The organism is Actinomadura coerulea (assembly GCF_014208105.1).
Taxonomy (GTDB): domain Bacteria; phylum Actinomycetota; class Actinomycetes; order Streptosporangiales; family Streptosporangiaceae; genus Spirillospora; species Spirillospora coerulea.
In genome coordinates this window covers 1529423-1552282 of the sequence record NZ_JACHMQ010000001.1, presented here as the reverse complement: position 1 = coordinate 1552282, position 22860 = coordinate 1529423, and the positions used below count along the sequence as shown (strand labels likewise).

Here is a 22860-nt window from a genome sequence, read left to right as displayed (position 1 = left end):
CGTGCCGGGAACGGCCGCGTCACGAGCCCGCGGACGGGCCCGGGGCGCCTCGCGGTGGCGTGCGGGGGCCACCACCGGGTCACCTGACGCGACCGGACTCGCACAGGCAGTTTTCCCCACCGCCGCCGTGCGGCGCGAGGGTCCGTTACCCGATCGATGCGCGGGACGAGGCGCACGCGAGGACCGCGGGCCGCGGCGCCCGGTCGTGGTCAGCGGGTCTCGGCGGCGCGCAGCCAGGTCAGGACGGCGAGCACGCGCTTGTTGCTGTCCTGGGGGCCGGGCGGCCCGCCGGGCGTGGTGATCTTGAGCTTGGCGAAGATGGCCCGCACATGGTCCTCGACCGTCCGGGCCGACAGGTGCAGCCGCTTGCCGATGCCGGCGTTGGAGTGCCCCTCCGCCATCAGCGCCAGGACCTCCCGCTCGCGCCCCGACAGCCGGGACAGCTCCTGCTCGCGGTGCCGCGCCTCGACCAGCCTGGTCACCACGTCGGGGTCGATGACGACCTCGCCGCGGCCGACCCGCTCCAGCGCCGAGCGCAGGTTCTCCACGTCCGTGACGTGGTCCTTCAGCAGGTACCCGACGCCGCGCGGACGGCCGCGGAACAGCTCCATCGCCTGCGGGGTCTCGTTGAAGGCCGACAGGACCAGCACGCCGAGGCCGGGGTGGCGCTCCAGGAGCCGCCGCGCCGCGACGACGCCCTCGTTGGTGAACGTGGGCGGCATGTGCAGGTCGAGGATGGCGACGTCGGGCGGGTCGTCCGCGACGCGGGCCACCAGCTCCTCGCCCGAGCCGGCGGACGCCACCACGTCGATCCCGACCGTGGTGAGGAGGGTGACCAGAGCCTGCCGGAAGATCCCGCTGTCCTCCGCCACGGCTACTCGCATGGCAGGTCCATCCTTACCGTCAGGCCCGCGCGGGGGCCGCCGCCGACTTCCATCTCACCGCGCAGCGCCCTGATCCGGCCGGACGGACCGGCCAGATCGGCGGCGGGATCCGCGGCGGGGGCACCGGGGCGGGCGCCGTCGAGCCCGACCTCGGCGACCACCCGTCCGCCCTCCTCGCCGACCCGCACGAGGATCCGGGTGGCACGCGCGCCCTCGACAGCGTACGACAGCGTCTCGCACAGCGCGGAGTAAAGCGTGGACTCGATCTCGCGGGAGAAGCGGCGCGACGTGATGTCGAGCGCGACCCGGGTGCCGAGCCGTTCGGCGACGACCTCCAGCGCCGGGCCGAGGCCGTCCTGGACGAGCAGCGCCGGCTGCACCTCCCGGGCCAGCGCCCGCAGCTGGGCGAGGGCCTCCTTCAGCTCGGCGCGGCAGGCGCGGGCGTGCTCCTTGACCGCCGGGTCGCCGGTGACGGCCTCCAGCGTGCCGAGCATCGCGCCGAGCGCGAGCAGCCGCTGCTGCGCGCCGTCGTGCAGGTCGCGGGCGAGGCGCTCGCGCTCGGCGGCCTCGGCCCGCACGAGGCGCCGGTAGGCGGCCCTGACCTGTTCGAGGCCCGCCTGCACGCCGACCTGGAGCCGCGCGGTCTCCAGCGCCCGGCCGCCCGCGACGAGCGCGGCCTCCACGAGGGAGCCGTGGTCGCGCAGCGCGCCGCCGAGCTCGACCACGGCGAGCGGCTCCCCGGACGCGCCGCGCACCCGGTGCCGCCAGCGCCCGCCCTCCCCCGCGGGACCGTCCGGCGCCGCCTCGTCCGCGCCGCCGGTCTCCGGGCCGAGGTCGACGGGGCGCCCGCAGGTGTCGACGTAGCCGCCCTCCGCCGGCGCCCAGAACCAGAGCTCGAGGGTCGGGTCGTGCAGAACGTCGCGCAGGGCGTCGCGGATCCTCTCCACCGACACCGGGGCGGTCAGCCGGAGCATCCGCCCCGCGACGGTCAGCTCGGCGATGCGGACCCGCAGCCCGGACGCCAGCAGCGTCAGCGGGACCAGGACGACGACCGCGCCCTGGATCACGTAGACATGCAGCAGGTCGTCCAGCGGTATCGACGCCTCCATGATCGGCTTCTGGGTGAACGCCGCCGAGACGCCGACGAACCCGATCGCGACCGTCACGGGCAGGGCGAGCACGCGCCGCAGCCGGCCCATCCGCGGCAGCCGCAGCAGGAGGACGACGGCGAACGACAGGGCGAGGAGGAGGTACAGCGCGGCGGACACCTGAAGGACGGCCTTGAAGACCTCCAGGTCGGGGTAGAGGGCGGGCCACCACACCGACTCGCCCCGGAACGCCGCCCATTCCGGCTCGGAGGTGACCCACAGCGCTGTGGGGCAGCCCCACAGGACCAGGCACGCCATGCCCGTCCAGATCCGGTCGCCCAGATATTCGAGTCGCCCGCCCGGGTAGAGCAGGACTCCGACGGCGAGGGCGAGGTAGAAGTCGGCCTGGGCGTAGGGCGACATGATGGGTCCGATGGTCGCGTCCCAGCTCGCGGCCCAGTTGACCGCCCAGAACACCGACGCGGCCGCGAACAGCAGCCCGGTGCGGCGGGTGCGGGGCCCGGTCGCGAGCAGCACGCCCACCACGGCGATGGCGGCGCAGCTGGCCATCGTGGCGGCGGCCGCGGCCGGGTGGTCGCGCCAGTACGGCCAGCCCGCGAGGAGCGCCAGCCCCGCGACCGCCGCGCCGGCGACGAGGGCGCGCCTCGTCTCCGTCCCGAACCACGGCGGCGACCTGCGCCTGCGTGGCGCGGAAATCACCACGACCATCCTTTCCATGCTGGGGCCCCGGCCCGCTCACCGCCACCGCGAACCCACGGGACGCGACCCCGTGCTTTCCCGGGCCGCGGCGGCCGCGCGCCCGTCGGCGGACGCACCGGCATCCTCCCGACGCGGGGCGCTCCCCCGCACCGGCGTTATCCGATCGATGCGCGAGGCCTTCCGGTGACCGCCGCGGGATCCGGCGAGACGGGGCGCGCTGTGCCTGCGCGGCACCGACGAGCTGACCCACCACTCCCTCGTCCTGCGGTCCGGGCCCGTCGCCGCCCTGGACCACATCGCCTACCGGGTGCGGACGGCCTCGGGATCGTCGAGCCGTCCTGACCGCGCGGCCGGGACGGCTCAGTCGGGCGGCAGCGGTGCCGAGACGCCCTGGTCGCGGCCGAGCAGCACGGCGCGGGTGATGGCCGAGGAGCCGAACCGGTCCCGGACGTCGTCGACGGCGCCGTCCACCGCCATCGCCTGGTCGAACGGCAGGGTGAGCTGGACGGCGCCGTCGTCGTGCAGGTTGCCGAGCGAGAGGCCGATCAGCGTGAGCCCGCGCTCGTCGATCACCGGCCCGGCGGCGGCGAGCAGGCCCCGCGCCGCCGCCAGGACCACCGGGGTCTCGGCGGTGGCCTGGGCCAGCGTGTGCGAGCGCGTGGCCCGGGCGTAGTCGCCGAACCGGAGCCGGAGGGTGACCGTCCGGCAGACGCGGCGGGCCTTGCGCAGCCGCCCGCCGAGCCGGTCGACCAGCCCGACGAGCATCGCGTCGAGCTCCGCCGCCGACCGGGGGCGGCGGCCGAGCGCCCGCTGCGCCCCCATCGACCGCCGCCGCACGCCCGTCCGCACGGGGCGCGGGTCGCGGTTGTGCGCCAGCGCGTACAGGTGGCGGCCCGCCCCCGGGCCGAGCACCGACACCAGCGTCGACTCCGGCATGCCGGCCACGTCCCCGACCGTCCTCACGCCGAACCCGGCGAGCCTCGCGGCGGTCGCGGGCCCCACGCCCCACAGCCGCCGCACCGGCAGCGGGCGCAGGAACTCGAGCTCCCCGTCCGGCGGCACCACCAGCAGCCCGTCGGGCTTGGCGACGCCGCTGGCGACCTTGGCGAGGAACTTGGTGCGCGCGACCCCGACCGTGATCGGCAGCCCGACCTCCTCGGCGATCTCGCGCCGCAGCCGGGCGGCCACCTCCGCCGGCGGGCGGCGCAGCCCGTGCGCGTCGAGGAACGCCTCGTCGATCGAGAGCCCCTCCACCAGCGGCGTCGTGGCCCGGAACACCGCGAAGACCGCCTTGCTCGCCGCGCTGTAGGCGCTCATCCGCGGCCGGACGACGACCGCCCGCGGGCACAGCCGGCGGGCCTGCCCGCCGCTCATCGCCGTCCGCACGCCGCAGGCCTTGGCCTCGTAGCTCGCGGCCAGCACCACGCCCGTCCCGACGATCACCGGCCGCCCCCGCAGGGCGGGGTCGTCCCGCTGCTCGACCGACGCGTAGAACGCGTCCAGGTCGGCATGCAGGATCGTCGCACCGGCGGACACGAACATATGTTCGCATACACGGGGGTCGCTCCTGGTGGCGGGCCCCGCGGACGCGCGGAGGGCCCGCCGCGGCAGACGTCGCGACGGGCCCTCGGGCGGGTGGGTCACTCGTTGAAGAGGCGGCCGTAGTCGGCCATGGCCAGGGCTATGTCTGCCTGGGCCCAGAAGCGGTGGTAGGTGAACACCGGCGCCGTCGAACTCTGGCCGCTGGCGTACGCCCACGCACGCGCGTAATCGGGGTCGCTCTTGTAGAAGGAGCGGATGGACATGAAGGTCGAGCTGGAGTTGATCGGGTCGCCGTTCGGCATCTTGCCGCTCCAGCCGGAGGGGACGTAGACCGGGTCGGCGAGGCGCTTGTAGTCGGACCTGGTCTCCTGGACCGAGACGCCCTTGGCGTCGGTGTGCTTCCAGATGGCGTCGAGCAGGTCCTTCGCGGCCTGCTTGGCGCCGGCGTCACCGGACTTGGCGGCGTAGTACGTCAGGGTCTTGGCGTACGCGGCGGCCACGCCGACGTCGTCGGTGTAGTCCTGCACGGAGACGTGCAGACCGGTGTTGGCGGGCGGCATCCCGGTGGCGGTCGCCCAGTTCGCGTCCGGCTGCCCCGTCCACTTGAGGGTGGAGGGGATCCTGATCCCGCCCGTGGAGGGGTCGACCGTCGTCTGCGACAGCGCCCAGGCGACCCACTTGTCGAGGATCGCCTTGGCGGACGCGTCGCCGGTGACCTGGTAGTACTCGGCCACGCGCTCCATCGACCACGCCTGGAAGCCGAACCACTGGTTGCTCGGCGGGTCGTGGTAGACGGGCTGCCAGTCGTAGGCCATGCCGAAGAACTCGGTCAGGCCGGCCGGGGGCGTGCTGTAGCTGCCCTCCCAGCTGTTGGTGACGCCTCCGGCGATCGCGCCCTCGGCGGACTGGAGCCACTTGTAGAGCTGGAGCTGCCGGGTGAGGCTCTTGCCCCAGTCGGCCTTGGCCGTCGCGCCCTTGGGCGCGAGCGCGGCGTCGTTGACCAGCGCGTAGGCGGCCAGGGGGTTCTGGTAGCCGAAGTGCGAGGCGCCGTCGCCGATGCGCCACGCCCAGCCGGCGTTGGTGTCGTTCGCGCCGCCCCACGCGTAGTACCAGGACAGCAGGTAGTGCTCGCTGTCCTTGCCCGTCCCGGCCGGGCAGGACGAGGGCGAGTGGCAGTCGCCGATCTTCTTGAAGTACTTGTCGAAGAACGAGTAGCGCAGGTAGTCGCCCATCTTGCCCGCCTTGGCCACGGTGGCCGAGACGTCGCCGGACCTGCCCTGGTCCTTGGCCCAGGCGTTCGCCCAGTACGCGGCCTGGATGGCGCGCGCGTCGGCGTCCGGAGCGTCGGTGAACTTCCACTGCTTGGCGTAGGAGGAGTCCTTGATGAACAGGTCGAGGTAGCCGTTGGTGCCGCCGAAGGCGAACTTGTCGCACGTCGGCTGCGGGACGGTCTCGAACACCGACTCCTGGGAACCGCGCTGGTAGGTGTTGATGTAGGAGGGGCCGTCCGCGCCCGGACCCTGCTCGCAGCCGCCGCCGGGCGTGTTGCCGTACCCGTAGACGTTGTCCACGTCCTGCAGCCAGTGCATGCCGTAGATGTCGTCGGTCCCGTAGGCGGACTTCAGCTCGCTCGCGATCGGGTCCTGGCCGACCGGGACGCTCCCGTCGATCAGCGACGGGTAGTCGCTCACCGCGGGGTGCTCGGCGGCGTAGGTGGCGGGCTTGGACGCGTTGTAGAAGGAGTTCGTCGGCTGGTCCGCGTGCGTCGGGATCATGTACTTCTCCATCAGCGCCCAGGAGGCGTTGAAGGGGGCCCAGTTCTGCGTGACCTTGCCGTACATGGCCTCCAGCCAGATGAGGTAGCTGTAGGCCTCCGACGTCGTCTCGTGCCCGTGGTCGGGGGCCTCGACCATGAACGTCTCCACCGAGTGGTACGGGATGCCCTCGGGGCTGAAGTAGCCGTTCGCCGGGTCCTTGATCTTGTTGTACTGGTCGAGGAACCGCTGGGTGTAGGCGTCCCCGGAGGTGGCCACCTCGGTCGCGGTGACCTTGGCCGCCGCGTAGCCGGGCGCGGCGGAGGTGAAGGTCGCCTGGCCCGTCCCGGACGCGTCCGCGCTGATCGTCACGTTCTGGGCGGTGGACCAGTTCTGCGGCGTGAAGGTCAGCGTGCCGCCGCCCGTCACCGACAGCCCGGAGTTGCCCGCGGTGCGGGTCGTCGTCACGGTCACCGTCGCGGACGGGGCCTGCGACAGCTTCACCGCGTACGTCGCCTTGGCGCCCTGCGCGACGGTCAGCGCGGCCGGGCTCGCCACGACGCTCGCCGCCGCCGTCACCGTCACGCCCACCGGCGCGGACTCGGCCGTCGCGCCGGTGCTGTCGGTCACCCTGGCGTAGACCGAGTACGACCCGGCCGCGGCGGGGGTCCAGGTCAGCCCGTACGGGGCGGTGGTGTCCGCGGCGCCGAGCGACCCGTCCTGGTCGAAGAACTCGACCTTGGAGACGGTCGCGCCGGAGCCGGCCGCCGCGGTGGCGGCGATCGGCACCGCGGCGCCCACCGAGTACGTCGCGCCGGCGGACGGGCTCGTCAGCGCCACCGTCGGGGCGGACGAGCTCCGGTTGCACGGCGTGCCGTTGAGGCTGAACGCGGTGGGGTCGGTGTTCGTCCCGCTGTAGGTGAACTGCGCGCCGACGTTGACCGAGGCACCGGACGCGAGCGTCCTGTTCCAGCTCTCGTTCTCGACGGTGACCTGCCGGCCCGACTGCGACCACTTCCCCGACCAGCCGCTCGCCAGCTTCTGGTCGCCCGAGTACGAGTAGGTCAGCTTCCAGCCGTCGAGCGCGTCACCCTGGTTGGTGATGTCGATGCTCGCGGTGAAGCCGCTGCCCCAGTCGTTCTTCTTGTAGACGACCTTGCACGCCGCCGCTGCGGCGTGCGCCGGGGCCATCACGCCCAGGCCGCCGCATAGGAGGGCCAGCGTCGCGCCCACTGCCGTTAAGCCGCGCCATCGTTGCTGTCTTCTCACCTGTGTTCCTTCCTGTCGCGCCCGATGTCCGGGCATGGCGGTCTCCACCACCGGCGGAGCACGGCGGTGGTGACGGGGAGGGCGGGGGCCGCGCCGGCCCCGGTCCGTCAGCCGGACTCCCGAATGATCAACTTGGTGCGCAGCACGACGCCGCGCTCGGTGTTGGGCCTGCCTCCGGTGCAGGCGCGCAGTTCGCGCGCCAGGCGGGCGCCGAGGTCCTCGGCGGGCTGCCGGACGGTCGTCAGCCGGGGGCGGACCTGCTGGGCCACCGGAGCGTCGTCGAACCCGACGACCGCGACGTCGTCGGGGACGCGGCGTCCCGCCCGGCGCAGCGCGCTCAGCGCGCCGACCGCCATCTGGTCGGACGCGGCGAGCACGGCGTCGACGTCCGGCCGGCGCTCCAGCAGGCGGTGCATCGCCCGCTCGCCGGACAGCCGGCCGAAGTCGCCCTGGCAGACCAGCCCGTTGACGCCGATCCCGGCCTCGCGCGCCGCGAGCCGGTAGCCGGCGAGCCGGTCCACGGCGGCGCCCATGTCGGCGGGCCCGGCGATGGTGCCGATCCGGCGGCGGCCCGAGGCCAGCAGGTGCCGGACGGCGGCGTGCGCGCCGCCCCGGTTGTCGACGTCGACGTACGGCAGCGCCACCTCGTCGAGGGGGCGCCCGGCGAGCACCACGGGAGCACCGGCGGCGGCCTGCACGAGCGGGGCGACCTGGTCGCGGCGGGCGCCGACGAGCAGCACGCCCTCGGCCCGCCCGCCGCGCAGGTAGCCGGTGGTCGCCCGCCACTCGTCGGCCCGGCCGGCCATGAGGACGACGAGCGGCGCGCGGCCGCGGAGCTCGCGGCGCACGCCCCACAGCAGGCGCGCGAAGAACGGGTCGCCGAGGACGCGGCAGCCGTCCTCGCAGACGACGGTGGCGACGGTGCCGGACGACTCCCGGTCGGGAGGGCCGCTGCGGCGCCGGACGTAGCCGAGCCGCTCGACCGCCGCCTCGACCTGGAGGCGGGCCGCCCTGCTGACGCGCGCCGACCCGTTCAGCACGCGGGACACCGTGGCCGGCGACACGCCGGCCAGCTGCGCGACGTGGGCGAGGGTGGGCGGTCGGTCGGGGAGGGCGGGGTCGTGCGGGGGGTGGGTGACGGTCACGCTTGCGGCACTCCCTTCGGGGGTTCCCGGCCTTTCGAGGGGGCGGACCGGGTCGGGAGTAGTGGGAGCGCTCCCAAGAATCTGATCGGACGCGCATCGTGTCAAGGGTCGCGGCGAAACCGAATTCGGGGCGGCCCCCACCCGCCGCTCACCGCGCGCGCAAGGCGCCGTGAAAGTTCGTGAAAGGAATGGAACAAGGCTTCCCTCCCGCGTCCGAGGCGTTCTACGTTCACCGCAGTCCAGGAGTGGGAGCGCTCCCAAGCCCAATCTTCCGACGTGAAGGCGGAGATCCATGAGATCGCTTTCCCCGCGCACCGCAGCGGTGGCCGCGCTGACCGGCGCGATCTGCGCCGCGGGCTCGCTCGCCGCGGGCACCGGGACCGTGTTCGGCGCGCCGCCGGCCCGCGCCGCCGTCGCCTGCGAGGTCGGCTACACCACCAACGACTGGGGCACCGGCTTCACCGCCGCCGTCACGATCACCAACCGGGGCCCCGCCGTGAACGGCTGGACGCTGACCTACTCCTACACAGGGAACCAGCAGCTCACCAACGGCTGGAACGGCCGGTGGACGCAGTCGGGCAAGACCGTCACCGTCACCGGCGAGAGCTGGAACGCGGCCCTCGCCACGGGCGCGTCCGTGCAGGCCGGGGCGCAGTTCGCCTACAGCGGCACGAACGCCGCGCCGACCGCCTTCACGCTCAACGGGACGGCCTGCAACGGCGGCGGCGAGCCCACCACCGAGCCCCCGACGACTCCCCCGCCCGGAGGCCCGGCGCCCACGCTGAAGGTCTCCGGCAACAGGTTCGTGGACGCCGCCGGCGCGGCGGTGCGCCTGCGCGGGGTGAACCGATCCGGCGGCGAGTTCGCCTGCGTGCAGGGAAACGGCATCTGGGACGGCCCGATGGACGCCGCCTCCGTGGCCGCGATCAAGAAATGGAATGTCAACGCCGTACGCGTCCCGCTCAACTCCGACTGCTGGCTGGGCTTGGACAACGTCGATCCCGCCTACCGCGGAACCGCCTACCGGAACGCCGTCAAGAATTACGTCGGGCTGCTCGAGGAGAACGGCATCACGCCCATTCTGGAACTGCACTGGAGCCGCGGATCGTGGACCGGCTACGACAGCCATTGCCAGACCGCGGCCGCGGAATGCCAGAAACCGATGCCGGACGCCCAGTACGCGCCGGAATTCTGGAAGCAGCTCGCCACCGCCTACAAGGGCGACACGGCGGTCGTGTTCGACCTGTTCAACGAGCCGTACCCGAACAACCTCCAGGTCATGGACTACGCACAGTCGTGGAAGTGCTGGCGTGACGGCGGCCCGGCCTGCACGGGCCTCACCTACGAGGCGGCCGGGATGCAGGACCTCCTCGACGCCGTCCGCTCGACCGGCGCGCAGAACGTCGTCATGGTCGCGGGCAGCAGCTACTCCAACGACCTCGGGCAGTGGCTCGCGCAGAAGCCGTCCGACCCCACCGGGAACCTGGCGGCCGCATGGCACTCCTACAACTTCAACTACTGCAAGGACGCGTCCTGCTGGGACCAGCAGATCGCACCCGTCGCCGCGCAGGTCCCGCTCGTCGCGGGCGAGATCGGTGAGAACACCTGCGGCCACTCCTACGTGGACTCGCTCATGACCTGGCTGGACGCCCGCGGAGCGTCCTACCTCGGCTGGACGTGGAACACCTGGGACTGCTCCAGCGGTCCGTCGCTCATCAGCTCCTACGACGGCACCCCGACCGCGTACGGCGCCGGACTGCGCGACCACCTGCGCTCCGCTCCCTGACCCCCCGCGAGAAGCCCACCCCAACCAGATGGAGGAATCCGGATGAAACACCCCCCCGCGCGCAGCGGCCGCGGCGCCCGGCGCCGCGGCGCGGCCGCCGCCTCGGCGGCCGTGCTGCTCGCCTCAGGCATGGTCGCGCTGGCCCAGGCCCAGGCCAGCGCGGCCGCCGGCTGCAAGGTCGACTACACAACCAATGACTGGGGCACGGGGTTCACCGCGTCCGTGACGGTCACCAACCTCGGCGACCCGATCAGCGGCGGCTGGACGCTGGAGTGGGACTTCGCCGGTGACCAGCAGGTGACCTCGGGCTGGAACGGGACGTTCTCCCAGTCCGGCAAGCACGTCACCGTGAAGAGCCCGAGCTGGGCCCAGACGCTGGCGACCAACGCGACGGCCAACCCCGGCTTCCAGGGAACCTACTCCGGCACCAACCAGAAACCCGCCCAGTTCAAGCTGAACGGGACCGTCTGCACCGGGTCGGCGGGACCGACCGACCCGCCCACGGACCCGCCCACCGATCCGCCTCCGGGCAACCGCGTCGACAACCCCTACGCCGGGGTGAAGGCGTACGTGAACCCCGAGTGGTCGGCCAAGGCCGCCGCCGAGCCCGGCGGCGGCGCGGTCTCCAACCAGCCGACCGGAGTGTGGCTGGACAGGATCGCCGCGATCCAGGGAGCGAACGGCTCCATGGGCCTGCGCGCCCACCTCGACAAGGCCCTCGAACAGGGCGCCGGCGTGGTCCAGCTCGTCGTCTACGACCTGCCCGGCCGCGACTGCTCCGCGCTGGCGTCCAACGGCGAGCTCGGGCCGGACGACCTCGACAAGTACAAGGCGCAGTTCATCGACCCGATCGCGCAGATCCTCGGCGACGCCAAGTACGCCGGCCTGCGCATCGTCACGGTCGTGGAGATCGACTCGCTGCCGAACCTCATCACCAACGCCGGGGGCCGGCCGACCGCCACCCCGGACTGCGACACGATGAAGGCCAACGGCAACTACGAGAAGGGCATCGCGTACGCGCTGCAGAAGCTCGGCGCCATCTCCAACGTCTACAACTACCTCGACGTCGGCCACCACGGCTGGATCGGCTGGGACGACAACTTCGCCCCGACCGCCCAGTTGCTCGCCACCGTCGCGCAGGCGTCCGGCTCGAAGAACAACGTCGCCGGGTTCATCACCAACACCGCCAACTACGGGGCCTTGCAGGAGCCCTACTTCACCATCAACGACACCGTGAACGGCACGTCCGTCCGGCAGTCCAAGTGGGTCGACTGGAACCGGTACGTCGACGAGCTGTCCTACGCGCAGGCGTTCCGCCAGGAACTCATCAAGGACGGATTCGACTCGGGCATCGGCATGCTCGTCGACACGAGCCGCAACGGCTGGGGCGGCGCGGACCGCCCGACGGGTCCCGGCCCGAAGACCGGCGTGGACGCCTACGTGGACGGCAGCCGGACCGACCGGCGCATCCACCTCGGCAACTGGTGCAACCAGGCGGGTGCGGGCCTCGGCGAGCGGCCCAAGGCGGCCCCCGCGGCGGGCATCGACGCCTACGTGTGGATGAAGCCCCCGGGTGAGTCGGACGGCGCCAGCAAGGAGATCCCGAACGACGAGGGCAAGGGCTTCGACCGGATGTGCGACCCCACGTACACCGGCAACCCGCGCAACAACAACAACATGAGCGGCGCGCTGGCGGACGCCCCGCTGTCCGGGCACTGGTTCTCCGCCCAGTTCCAGGAGCTGCTCAAGAACGCCAACCCGCCCGTCCGGTAACCGGCCACCACGGAAACGGCCCCGTGACCCGCTCCGGTCACGGGGCCTCTTCCCGTCCTGGCGGCGGAGGCGCGGAAAGAGCGCGGCCCGCGGCGTCCCCTGTCGGACGCCGCGGGCCGCGTGCTGCTCGGGCCTCAGGAGGTCATGCAGTGCGGTGCGAGTGCGGTGGGCGAGCCCGGCGCCTTCACCGTGAACCCGAACGTGGTCGACGCGCCCACGGCGAGGGCGCCGTTGTAGTTCGCGTTCTTGACCGTGACGTCCGGGCCGGACTGCGTGTAGCCGCCGTTCCACAGGCTGTCGACCGTCTCACCGTTGGCGAAGGTGAAGTGGGCCATCCAGCCGGCGAGCGGAAGCGTCCCGGTGTTGGTGACGGTGATCTCGCCCTGGTAGCCGCCGTTCCAGCTGCCGACGGAGCGGTACCCGGCCTTGCAGACCTTGCCCGGGTCGCCGGGCGGGTCGGTCGGCGGGGCGGTCGGGCCGCCGCCGTCCTCGCCGATGCCCGTCACCTCGCCGTTGCCGCCGTCGAAGACCACGTCGGAGCAGCCGTAGAACGTCTCGCTGCTGTCCGAGCGCTGCCACACGGTGTACAGGAGGTGGCGGCCGCTCTTGCCGGACGGCAGCTTCGCGTTCCAGTGGTAGTAGGCGTCCTCGCTTCCCGGCGAGCCGACGCTCGGCGGGTCGGTGACGCTGTAGAAGGGCTGGTCCTCCAGGTCGTCCCAGCTGAGGGGCCTGGTCGGGCTCCAGCCGTCCTTCGTGACGTAGGTGCGGAACGTTCCGGGGTGGGCCGCCCACTTGTTGTACCGGAACTCGATGTCGGCGCCGGAGGTCAGGTGCGTGACCGGCCAGTCGTCGCGGGCGAGGTCGTAGCCGCCGAAGTCGTAGACGACCGCGCCGCCGCTGCACAGCTTCCCGTCGGGGATGAAGCCGCGGGTGCGGCCGGCCCCGTCCGAGCGCAGGACGGCGAACCAGTTGTAGAGCGAGTTGGGGCCGCTCTGCGCGACCGCCGCCGCGCAGGCCGGGTTGTGCGGGACGATCTGCCCGGTCGGGCTCAGGCCGTCCTTCCAGCACAGGTAGGTGCGGCTGCCGGGCACCATCATCGCGCCGTGCGCGGACGCCGGCGCGGCCGTCAGCAGCGCACCGGCGATCATCGCGGGGCCGAGCACCGCCCCCGCGGCCAGTGCCCGTCGCCTTCGCTCGCCCATGTTCCTCCCGTCACCGGTCCGAGGAGAGTGCTTTCCAGCGGAAGCTAACTCCGCCGCGGACGGCTCGTGAACGGGCCTTTCAGGCTTTCATCGGCCGCCGGGGCGGAGGGGCGCGGGCGCGGGCGGCGGGCACGGGCGAGGGGTTCAGCCCTTCGTCGCGCCCGCGGTGAGGCCTCCGATCAGCTGGCGCTCGGCCACCGCGTAGAAGGCGATGGCGGGGACCATCGCCAGCACGATGTAGGCGATGACGAGCGCGTAGTTCGTCGAGTACTGCCCCTGGAACTGCTGGATCCCCACGGGGATCGTCTGCCATTTCGGATCGGCCAGCACCAGCAGCGGGAGGAAGAAGTTGTTCCAGCTCGTCACGATCGCCAGGACCGACACGGTGCCGAGGGCCGGCCTCGCCATCGGCAGCAGGATGCGCCAGAAGAACCCGAACCGGCTGCAGCCGTCCATGATGGCGGCCTCCTCCAGCTCTGCCGGGATCGTCCGGAAGAACGATCGCAGGATGATGATCGTGATGGGCAGCGCGAACGCGGCCTGCGGCAGGATCACGCCGAGCGGGTGATCCAGCAGGCCGAACGAGCGCAGGAGGACGAACAGCGGCAGCACGGCCACGGCCGGGGGGAACATCAGCCCGGCTGCGAACAGCGTGAAGAAGAACTCCCGGCCCCGGAAGGCGTAGCGGGCGAACGCGAACGCCGCGAGCGCCGACGCCGCGACGGTGAGCAGCGTGGTGGCGACCGCGATCATCACGCTGTTGCCGATCTGCCGCCAGAAGTCGCCGGACGACAGGATGCCGGTGTAGTTCGACACCTTCCACGGCGAGGGCAGCCCGACCGGGTCGGTGGTGAGGGCGCCCGTGGTCTTGAAGCCGGAGACGACCGCGTACAGCAGCGGGACGACGATGAAGGAGCCGAGCGCCCACACCAGCGCGTGCCGGGACGCGCTCCGCGCGAGGCCCGCCCTCATCGGCGGCCTCCCGCGGAGGTGACGGCGCCCTGGAGGTCGCGGCGCAGGGCGTAGCGCTGGTAGAGCAGGGAGAAGACCATGCTGATGAGGAACATGGCCACGCTGATCGCGCCCGCGTAGCCCATCTGGTACCGCTTGAACCCGAACTGGAACATGGTGACGGCCATCGTCTCCGTGGAATTCGTCGGCCCGCCGGTCGTGGTGACCCACACGAGGTCGAACAGCTGGATCGCGCCGATGACGGACAGGAACACGCTGATCCGCAGCGTCGGCGCGAGCAGCGGCAGCGTGACGCCGCGGAACCGCCGCCACGGCCCGGCCCCGTCGATCGAGGCCGCCTCCAGCACCTCGGCGGGGATGCCCTGCAGCCCGGCGAGGTAGATCATCATGTGGAAGCCGAAGTACTTCCAGGTCATGACGGCGAACAGGGTGGGCAGCGCGGTGCTCGGGTCGGAGAACCACTTCCCGGCGAGGCCGCCGACGAGCGGCAGGTCCCCGACGAGCGTGTCGGCGAGCCCGGTGCCCGGCAGGAAGATGATGCCGAACAGGACACCGGCGATCACCTCGGACAGGATGTAGGGCGCGAAGAAGACCGCCCGGTAGACCGCGCGGCCGCGCATCCGCTGGTTCAGCAGGACGGCCGTTCCGAGCGCGACCGGCAGCTGGACGGCGATCGACAGCACGACGAGGACCAGGCCGCGCCACAGGTCGCCGCGGAAGACGGGGTCGCCCGCCAGCTTCCGGTAGTTGTCCAGGCCGGCGAAGTCCTCGGGCCGGCCGAAGCCGCCCCAGGTGAAGAGGCTCGTGTAGAACGCGACGAAGATCGGGACCAGGACGAAGAAGAGGAACAGCAGCAGCGCCGGGAGCAGGAACCAGGTGGCGGACATCCAGCCGCGCAGCCGCCGCCCCGCCGGCGCGCCGCGGGCCCGCCCCCGCGGGGCCCTCACGGCGGGCCGCGGCCGGTCGTCGGTCGTGGCGGACAGCGTCATTGGCTCTTGGCCGCCTTGGTCACCTGCTGGGCGACCTCTTCCGGGGTGCCCTTGCCGCCGACGAGGGCCGCGACGCTGTCGTTGACCTGCTGCCCGACGGCGGGCGGGAAGGCCTGGTCCAGGTAGAGCTGGAATCCGCTGGAGCCGTCCAGCGCCTGGGCGACCTGCTTGCGGTTCGGGTCGTCGAGCGCGCTCTCGGCGCCCTTGACGACCGGCATGAAGGCCCCCGAGGAGACGAGCCTGCGCTCGTTCTCGTCGTTCATCAGGAACCTGAGGAAGTCCAGCGCCTCCTTGGGGGCGTTCTTGCTGAGCGAGTGGCCGTTGCCGCCGCCGAACACGTCGGTGATGGTGCCCTGGCCTCCGTCGACGGTCGGGAAGGGGAACCAGCCGAGGTCGTCGCCGATGCCCTTGCCGGAGGCGTCCTTCTCCACCGAGGGGGCCCACTGCCCCATCAGCTCCATGCCGGCCTTCCCCGCGCCCATGGTCGCGGCTTGGCCTCCCGGCGCGTCATAGCCGGCGTTCTGGAAGCCGCTCTGGAAGGGCTGGAGGTCGACCAGTTCCTTGAGGTGCTGTCCGGCCTGGACGAAAGCCGGGGTGGTGAAGTCGTCGGACTTGGCGGCCTGCTCCATCGCGGGCATGCCGCCGACGCGCATCGCCAGATAGGCCCAGTAGTAGTGGCCTGGCCACTTGTCCTTGCCGCCCAGAGCGATGGGAGTGACCCCGGCGCCCTTGAGCTTGCGGACGGCGTCCAGGAACTCCGCCCAGGTCTTCGGGGTGTCCTTGATCCCGGCCTTGGTGAAGTGCCGCTTGTTGTACCAGAAGCCCACCATGCCCATGTCGTACGGGATGGCGTAGGTCTTGCCGTCGAACTGGTACGCCTTCTGCGACACCGGTGTGATCGTGCCGAGCAGGCTCGACCCGTCGGAGGTGAGGTCCTTCACCAGCCCCGCGTCGACCTGCTGCTTGAGCACGCCGCCGCCCCAGGTCACGAAGACGTCCGGCAGCTTCCCGGAGGCGACCAGCGCCGTCATCTTCGACTTGTAGGCCTCGTTCTCCAGGTTGGTGAGCTTGATCCTGACGTTGGGGTGCGCCGCCTCGTAGGCCTTGGCGATCTGCGGATAGAGCGTCTTGGACGGCTCGGTGGTCGCGATGTCCATCCACTCGACGGTCACCCTCCCTCCCGAGCCGGAGTCGCCGTCGCCGCAGGCGGCGAGCAGGGGCGCGGCGGCGGCCAGCGCGGTGCCCGCGGAGACCGCGGTGAGGAGGGAACGGCGCGACAGCGGTGGGATGCCCATGATGGCCTCCTGGATCGGGGGGTGGGCTCGGCCTGGAGCGGCGGGGCGGGACCGCTCCTCTCGAAACATTTCGAAATTCTTCGGGCTTGCCGTTGCCGTGGAACTCTAAGAAAGGGCCCCTTCACGGTCAAGACTTCTGCCGCGAGTGACCTAAATGAAACGGCCGGGAGGCCATGGACGGGGACTAGGACCTAGCGAAACATTGCGATACTGTTCGCAATCGTTTCCTCGGGGAGGAGAGAAGCGTGCCCGTGCGCACCACCGACGAGATGCCGGACCCGCCGTCCCGGCCGACCCTGGCGCTGATCGCCTCCGAGGCGGGGGTCTCCCCCGCCACGGTCTCCAAGGTCCTCAACGGCCGCACCGACGTGGCCGCCGCGACCCGCGAGCGCGTGGAGGCGCTGCTGCGCACCCACAACTACCCGGGCCCCGGCGGGTCCCGGCGCGCCCGCAGGTCCGGCCTGATCGACCTGGTCCTGGCCGGGCTGGACAGCCCGTGGGCGGTGGAGATCCTGCGCGGGGTGGAGGCCGAGTGCGCCGAGCACGGCACCGGCGTCGTCGTCTCGCTGGTGCGCGAGGACGACGCCCGCCCGCCGAGCTGGCAGAACCTGCCCGCGCTGCACCACAGCGACGGGGTCATCCTGGTGACGTCCCGGATGACGCGGCGCCAGCGCGAGCAGCTGGAGCGGGCCGGCGTCGGGCTCGTCCTGGTCGACCCGGTGAACCTGCCTGACGCCGAGATCGCCAGCGTCGGCGCCACCAACTGGGCGGGCGGGCTCGCCGCGACCGAGCACCTCATCGGGCTCGGCCACCGCCGCATCGCGATGATCGGCGGCCCCGCCGACATGCTCTGCACGCAGGCCCGGGTGGACGGCTACCGGACCGCGCTGGAGCGCGCCGGGATCGAGGTCGACCGCGACCTCGTCCGGTACGGCGACTTCCACCACCGGGGCGGGTACGCCCGCACCCGCGAGCTGCTGGCGCTGCCCGAGCCGCCCACCGCGGTCTTCGCGGGGAGCGACGAGCAGGCCATGGGCGCCTACCAGGCGGCCCGGCTCGCCGGGCTGCGCATCCCCGAGGACCTGAGCGTCGTCGGCTTCGACGACCTGCCGACCTGCGAGTGGCTGTCACCTCCGCTGACGACCGTCCGGCAGCCGCTGGAGGAGATGGGCCGCGTCGCGGCCCGCACCCTGCTCCAGTTGCTGGACGGACGGCCGCCGCTGACCCCCCGCGTGGAACTGGCCACCGACCTGCGCGTGCGCGCCTCCACCGCGCCGCCGCCCACGACCCCGCCGTCCCGCACCTCGCCGTCCCCCACGGAGGAGCGATGACCGAAGCCGTTCCGGCCCCGAGCGCGATCCGCGGGCCCTGGCAGGACCCCGGGCTGCCGGTCGCCGAGCGGGTCGCCGACCTGCTGTCCCGGATGACGCCCGAGGAGAAGGCGGGGCAGCTCGCCGGCTTCTGGGCGATGCCGGCCGAGCCGGGCGAGCCCGTGGCCCCGATGGAGGACGACTCCCGCGAGTCCGCCCCGCGCCTGGAGGAGATCCTGGACCGCGGCCTCGGCCAGCTCACCCGCGTGTTCGGCACCCTGCCGGTGACGGCGCCCGAGGGAGCCGCCCGGCTCCGCGAGCTGCAGCGCCGCGTCGCCGCCGGCAACCGGTTCGGCGTCCCGGCGATCGCGCACGAGGAGTGCCTCAACGGCTTCATGACGTGGGGCGCCACCGTGTTCCCCAGCCCGCCCGCGTGGGGCGCCACCTTCGACCCCGAGCTGGTCGGCGAGATGGCCGCCGCGATCGGCGCGAGCCTGCGGGCGGCGGGCGTCCACCAGGGGCTCGCGCCGGTGCTGGACGTCGTCCGCGACGCCCGCTGGGGCCGCACGGAGGAGTGCATCGGCGAGGACCCGTACCTCGTCGGGGTCCTGGGCACGGCCTACGTGAGGGCCTTGGAGGAATCCGGCGTCGTCGCCACGCTCAAGCACTTCGCCGGCTACTCCGCCTCACGCGCCGGCCGGAACATGGCGCCGACGCCGATCGGCCCGCGCGAGTTCGCCGACATCGTGCTGGAGCCGTTCGTGATGGCGCTGCGCGACGGCGGGGCCCGCTCGGTCATGCACTCCTACACCGACGTGGACGGGATGCCCGCCGCCGCCGACGAGCGCCTGCTGACCGGCCTGCTGCGCGAGGAGCTCGGCTTCGCGGGCGTCGTCGTCGCCGACTACTTCGGCATCTCGTTCCTGGAGAGCCGGCACCGCGTCGCCGGGTCGCGCGGCGAGGCCGCCGCGCTGGCGCTGCGCGCCGGGATCGACATGGAGCTGCCGACCGTCCGCTGCTACGGCGCACCGCTGATCGAGATGATCCTGCGGGGGGACGTGCCCGGGGAACTGCTCGACCGCGCCGCCGGCCGCGTCCTGACGCTGAAGGCCGAGCTCGGCCTGCTGGACGGCACGCCCGCCGGGAGCGAGGGGGCGGAGCCGGACTTCGACCCGCCGGAGCACAGGGCGCTGGCGCGGCGGCTGGCCGAGGAGTCGGTCGTCCTGCTGGCGAACGACGGCGTGCTTCCGCTGCGCTCCGGCGACGGCGTCGTGCTGGCCGGGCCTCTGGCGGACGACCCGTTCGCGATGCTGGGCTGCTACACGTTCCCGAGCCATGTGGGCCGCCGGCATCCGGAGATGCCGCTCGGCGTGCCGATCCCGACGCTGGCGGACGCGCTGCGCGCCGAGCTTCCCGGCGTGCGGGTCGCGGGCTCCCGCGACGTGCTCGTCGACGAGGACTCCGACATCGAGGCCGCCGTCGCGGCGGCGCGCGAGGCCGGGGTGTGCGTGCTCGCCCTCGGCGACCGGGCGGGGCTCTTCGGCCGCGGCACGTCCGGCGAGGGCTGCGACGCCGAGACGCTCGCGCTGCCGGGACGGCAGGCCGAGCTGGCCGCGGCCGTCCTGGACACCGGCACCCCCACGGTCATCGTGATGCTGACCGGGCGCCCGTACGCGATCGAGTCCCTCGCCGACCGGGCCGCCGCCGTCGTGCAGGCGTTCTTCCCCGGCGAGGAGGGCGGCGGGGCCGTCGCGGGGGTCCTGTCGGGCCGCGTCGAGCCGTCGGGGCGGATGCCGGTCAGCGTGCCGCGCCGCGCGTCCGGGCCGCCGGTCACCTACCTGCGGTCGCTGATGGACGGCGGGCACGACTGGAGCGTGGTCGACCCCGTCCCGCTCTACCCGTTCGGCCACGGCCTGACCTGGACGTCGTTCGAGTACGAGGACCTGCGTGCGGACGAGCGGGCGGCGACCGACGGGACGGTGACGGTCAGCGCGGTCGTCCGCAACACCGGGGAACACGCCGGAACGGAGGTGGCGCAGCTGTACCTGTCCGACCCGGTCGCCTCGGTGGTGCGGCCCGCCCGCTGGCTCGCCGGGTGGGCCAGGGTCCGGCTGGAGCCGGGCGAGGCGGCGCGGGTCGCGTTCCGGGTGCACGCCGACCGGACCTCCTTCACTGGCCCGGACCTGCGGCGCATCGTCGAGCCGGGCGTCGTCGAGGTCTCCGTGGGGCGGTCGAGCGCCGACCTGCCGCTGCGCGGCGCGTTCACGCTCGACGGGCCCGTCCGCGAGCTCGGCCCGGACCGGGTCCTCACCGTCCCGGTGGGGGTCACGCCGCTGTGACCGCGTTCCGCAATCCCGTGCTGCCGGGCTGCCACCCCGACCCGTCGGTCTGCCGCGTGGGCGGCGACTTCTACCTCGTGGCCTCGACCTTCGAGTGGTTCCCCGGGCTGCCGGTGTTCCACAGCCGCGACCTCGTGCACTGGCGCCAGGTCGGGCACGCGCTGGACCGGGCCGGCCAGCTGCCGCTGGACGGCGTCCCGGCCTCCGGCGGCCTGTACGCGCCGACCCTGCGCCACCACGGCGGCACCTTCTACCTGGTCTGCACGCTGGTGGACGGGACGCGGTGGTCCGGGCACTTCGTGATGACCGCGTCCGATCCCGCCGGGCCGTGGTCGGACGCGCACCGGCTGGACGGCGACGGCATCGACCCGTCCCTGTTCTTCGACGACGACGGCCGCGCGTGGTGCACCGGCACCCGGCCGACGGGGCGCTACGAGGGCCACACCGAGATCTGGCTGCGCGAGTTCGACCCGTCCGCCCTCGCCCTGACCGGCGAGGAGCACGTGATCTGGGACGGGGCGGTGAAGGGCGCGATCTGGTCGGAGGGCTCCCACCTCTACAAGATCGACGGCCGGTACGTGCTGCTCACGGCCGAGGGCGGGACCGCCCACGACCATGCGGTGATGGTCGCCCGCGCCGGCGCCGTCACGGGCCCCTACGAGGGGAACCCGCGCAACCCCGTGCTCACCCACCGCAACCTCGGGGCCGGGCACCCGGTCGTCGGCGCCGGGCACGCCGACCTCGTCGACACGCCCGACGGCGAGTGTTGGATGGTGCTGCTCGCGATGCGCCCGCATCACCTCGACCGGTGCGTACTCGGGCGGGAGACGTTCCTGGCACCGGTCGCCTGGGAGGACGGCTGGCCGGTGACCGGCGGGCGGATCGAGCCGGTCCATCCCGCCCCGTCGCCGCCGCCGCACCCGTGGCCCGCCGCCCCGGCGTGCGACCACTTCGACGGGCCCGATCTGGACCCGGCGTGGAACATGCTTCGGACGCCGCGCGAACGCTGGTGGAGCCTGACGGAGCGCCCCGGGCACCTGCGGCTGCGCGCCCGTCCGGAGACCCTCGCGGACGTGGCGAACCCGTCGTTCCTCGGGCGGCGCCAGCAGCACCCGGACTTCGCCGCGTTCACCTCGCTCGACTTCGCACCGGCCGACGAGGAGTGGGCCGGGCTCGCCCTCGTGCAGAACAACGACTTCCACGTCCTGCTCGTGTCGACGGGCCAAGGGCTGCAACTGGTCAAACGCGAGCAGGGGGTCGAGACCGTGCTCGCCGCGGTCCCCGCCGTCTCGGGGCCCGTCAGGCTGGGCTTCGAGGCGCACGGGCGCTGGTACCAGGCGTACCACGGGTCTGCGCCGGGCGAATGGACGCCGCTCGGCGGCCCGGTGGACGGCGACGTCCTCAGCAGCCAGGTCGCGGGCGGTTTCACCGGCGTCTACGTCGGCCTCTACGCCACGTCCAACGGCCGGGCGGGCGGCGGCCACGCCGACTTCGCCTGGTTCGAGTACCGCCCGCTCTAGAGGAGCAGCGCGGGGTCGGCGATCACGCGTTCCACGACGAGGCCCGCGGCGCCGAGGACGGCGGCGCCCTCCGCCAGGCCGGAGACCTCGACCGGCGGCACGCCGCGCCGCAGCGAGCCCGGCCCCTCCGCGAGGACGCCTTCCAGCGGGGGCCGGATCCAGGCGGCCAGCGGGGAGAACACGCCGCCGAGCACGATGGTGTCCGGGTCGATCAGGTTGACGGCCGAGGCCAGCGCGCCGCCGAGCGCCCGGCCCGCCCGGGCCACCGCGTCGAGCGCCGCCGCGTCGCCGGCGCTGAGCCGTTCGACCAGCCTGCCCACCGAGCCCTCGGGCCCGGCGGCCGGCCGCGTCACCGGCAGGCCCGCCGCGCGCAGCATCGCCTCCTGGCCGGCGATCTGCTCCAGGCAGCCGCGCCCGCCGCAGGAGCAGGCGGGGCCGGACGGGTCGGCGACCAGGTGCCCGAGTTCGCCCGCGAAGCCGTGGGCGCCGCGGAAGACCCGTCCGTCCACGACGATCCCGGCACCGATCCCGATCTCGCCCGAGACGTGCACGAAGTCGCCGAACCGGGCGCCGCCGCCGAACCACAGCTCGCCGAGGGCGGCGAGGTTGGCCTCGTTGTCGTATTCGGCGGGCAGCGCCGCGGCGAGGCCGGGGGCCCCCGTGACGGGGACGTCCGTCCAGCCGAGGTTCGGCGCGTGCCGCACCACCCCGTTCTCGCGGTCGAGCAGGCCGGGCAGGGCGACCGCGGCGCCGGCGACGGTCAGGCCCTGCCCGGCGGCCGCGGCGACCGCCTCGCCCGCGAGCGCGGACAGCGCGGCGAGCACGGCGCCGGGCTCGCGTCCGCGGTTGTCGGAGCTGACGACGTGCCGGTAGCGGACCTGCTTGGCGAGGTCGAGGACGCAGGCGGCGAGGTAGTCGACGTTGACCTCCAGCCCGAGCCCGGCTGCGCCGTCGCCGTGGACGGACACGCCCACGCCTGGACGTCCGCGCTCCCCCTCGCGCACCGGCGCGCCGTCCCGCACCAGGCCCGCGCCCTCCAGCAGGGAGACGAGGTTGGACACCGTCGTCTTGGTGAAGCCGGTGAGCTCGGCCAGCCGCGCCCGCGTCACGGGCTGGTGGCGGGCCACGTGCTCCAGGACGACGGCGAGGTTCCGCTCGCGCATCGTCGCGTGCCGGACGGGGGCGTTGGCGGAGTTCGTCATGGAAGAACCCTAAATGAATCACGTGTATAGGCAGGGCGGAAGCCCTCTGCTAGGTTAATTAGTCCAAGCT

The 22860-nt window shown here is 73.2% G+C and carries 15 protein-coding genes; 5 read left to right on the top strand and 10 right to left on the bottom strand.

Translation table 11 applies throughout. The annotated features are described in order from the left end of the window. Positions 1–209: 209 nt before the first annotated feature. The 5 genes from BKA00_RS07210 to BKA00_RS07190 form a co-directional block, all read right to left on the bottom strand. The gene (locus BKA00_RS07210; protein ID WP_185024178.1) at positions 210–884 is read right to left on the bottom strand and encodes a response regulator transcription factor; all 675 of its coding nucleotides are present in this window, start codon (positions 882–884) and stop codon (positions 210–212) included. Continuing rightward, positions 875–2692, bottom strand: a complete 1818-nt coding sequence (locus BKA00_RS40320) for a histidine kinase (RefSeq protein WP_185024177.1) — start codon at positions 2690–2692, stop codon at positions 875–877. Before BKA00_RS40320 ends, BKA00_RS07210 begins: the two co-directional genes overlap by 10 nt. A gap of 360 nt (positions 2693–3052) precedes the next feature. Next, positions 3053–4228, bottom strand: a complete 1176-nt coding sequence (gene dinB / locus BKA00_RS07200) for a DNA polymerase IV (RefSeq protein WP_221493044.1) — start codon at positions 4226–4228, stop codon at positions 3053–3055. A gap of 104 nt (positions 4229–4332) precedes the next feature. After that, positions 4333–7221, bottom strand: coding sequence for a glycoside hydrolase family 48 protein (locus tag BKA00_RS07195; protein ID WP_230299064.1), 2889 nt, complete (start codon positions 7219–7221; stop codon positions 4333–4335). Between the two features lie 143 nt (positions 7222–7364). Continuing rightward, a complete protein-coding gene (locus BKA00_RS07190; protein ID WP_230299063.1) occupies positions 7365–8402 on the bottom strand; it encodes a LacI family DNA-binding transcriptional regulator in 1038 nt (345 codons plus the stop codon). A 292-nt stretch (positions 8403–8694) separates the two neighbouring features. Here BKA00_RS07190 and BKA00_RS07185 point away from each other — a divergent pair, with 292 nt between their 5' ends. Both BKA00_RS07185 and BKA00_RS07180 read left to right on the top strand, forming a co-directional pair. Continuing rightward, positions 8695–10188 carry a cellulase family glycosylhydrolase gene (locus tag BKA00_RS07185; protein ID WP_185024173.1) on the top strand — a complete coding sequence of 498 codons (1494 nt, stop codon included), beginning with the start codon at positions 8695–8697 and terminating at the stop codon, positions 10186–10188. A gap of 42 nt (positions 10189–10230) precedes the next feature. Beyond that, the gene (locus BKA00_RS07180; protein WP_221493043.1) at positions 10231–11961 is read left to right on the top strand and encodes a glycoside hydrolase family 6 protein; all 1731 of its coding nucleotides are present in this window, start codon (positions 10231–10233) and stop codon (positions 11959–11961) included. A gap of 134 nt (positions 11962–12095) precedes the next feature. Here the strand turns inward: BKA00_RS07180 and BKA00_RS07175 are convergent, their stop codons facing one another. The 4 genes from BKA00_RS07175 to BKA00_RS07160 all read right to left on the bottom strand — a co-directional run bounded on the left by BKA00_RS07175 (position 12096) and on the right by BKA00_RS07160 (position 16419). After that, positions 12096–13163, bottom strand: a complete 1068-nt coding sequence (locus tag BKA00_RS07175; RefSeq protein ID WP_185024172.1) for a lytic polysaccharide monooxygenase — start codon at positions 13161–13163, stop codon at positions 12096–12098. Between the two features lie 144 nt (positions 13164–13307). Further along, entirely contained in the window at positions 13308–14135 is an 828-nt protein-coding gene (locus tag BKA00_RS07170; RefSeq protein WP_185024171.1) for a carbohydrate ABC transporter permease, read from the bottom strand. Then, positions 14132–15124: a carbohydrate ABC transporter permease gene (locus tag BKA00_RS07165; protein ID WP_185024170.1), complete on the bottom strand. Its 993-nt coding sequence runs from the start codon at positions 15122–15124 to the stop codon at positions 14132–14134. Before BKA00_RS07165 ends, BKA00_RS07170 begins: the two co-directional genes overlap by 4 nt. After that, positions 15121–16419 (bottom strand): extracellular solute-binding protein, encoded by a 1299-nt coding sequence (locus BKA00_RS07160; protein WP_185024169.1) that lies wholly within the window; start codon positions 16417–16419, stop codon positions 15121–15123. Before BKA00_RS07160 ends, BKA00_RS07165 begins: the two co-directional genes overlap by 4 nt. Positions 16420–16688: 269 nt before the next feature. On the opposite strand from BKA00_RS07160, the gene BKA00_RS07155 reads away from it, so the two are divergent. From BKA00_RS07155 to BKA00_RS40315, 3 genes are read left to right on the top strand one after another with little or no spacing between them, the layout of a single operon-like run. Next, the gene (locus BKA00_RS07155) at positions 16689–17750 is read left to right on the top strand and encodes a LacI family DNA-binding transcriptional regulator (RefSeq protein WP_185033816.1); all 1062 of its coding nucleotides are present in this window, start codon (positions 16689–16691) and stop codon (positions 17748–17750) included. Continuing rightward, the gene (locus tag BKA00_RS07150; RefSeq protein WP_185024168.1) at positions 17747–20068 is read left to right on the top strand and encodes a beta-xylosidase/alpha-l-arabinosidase; all 2322 of its coding nucleotides are present in this window, start codon (positions 17747–17749) and stop codon (positions 20066–20068) included. Before BKA00_RS07155 ends, BKA00_RS07150 begins: the two co-directional genes overlap by 4 nt. Continuing rightward, positions 20065–21588 (top strand): glycoside hydrolase family 43 protein, encoded by a 1524-nt coding sequence (locus BKA00_RS40315; RefSeq protein WP_185024167.1) that lies wholly within the window; start codon positions 20065–20067, stop codon positions 21586–21588. Before BKA00_RS07150 ends, BKA00_RS40315 begins: the two co-directional genes overlap by 4 nt. On the opposite strand, the gene BKA00_RS07140 is transcribed toward BKA00_RS40315, so the two are convergent. Then, positions 21585–22790, bottom strand: coding sequence for an ROK family transcriptional regulator (locus BKA00_RS07140; RefSeq protein WP_185024166.1), 1206 nt, complete (start codon positions 22788–22790; stop codon positions 21585–21587). The genes BKA00_RS40315 and BKA00_RS07140 overlap by 4 nt on opposite strands. Positions 22791–22860 lie beyond the last annotated feature (70 nt).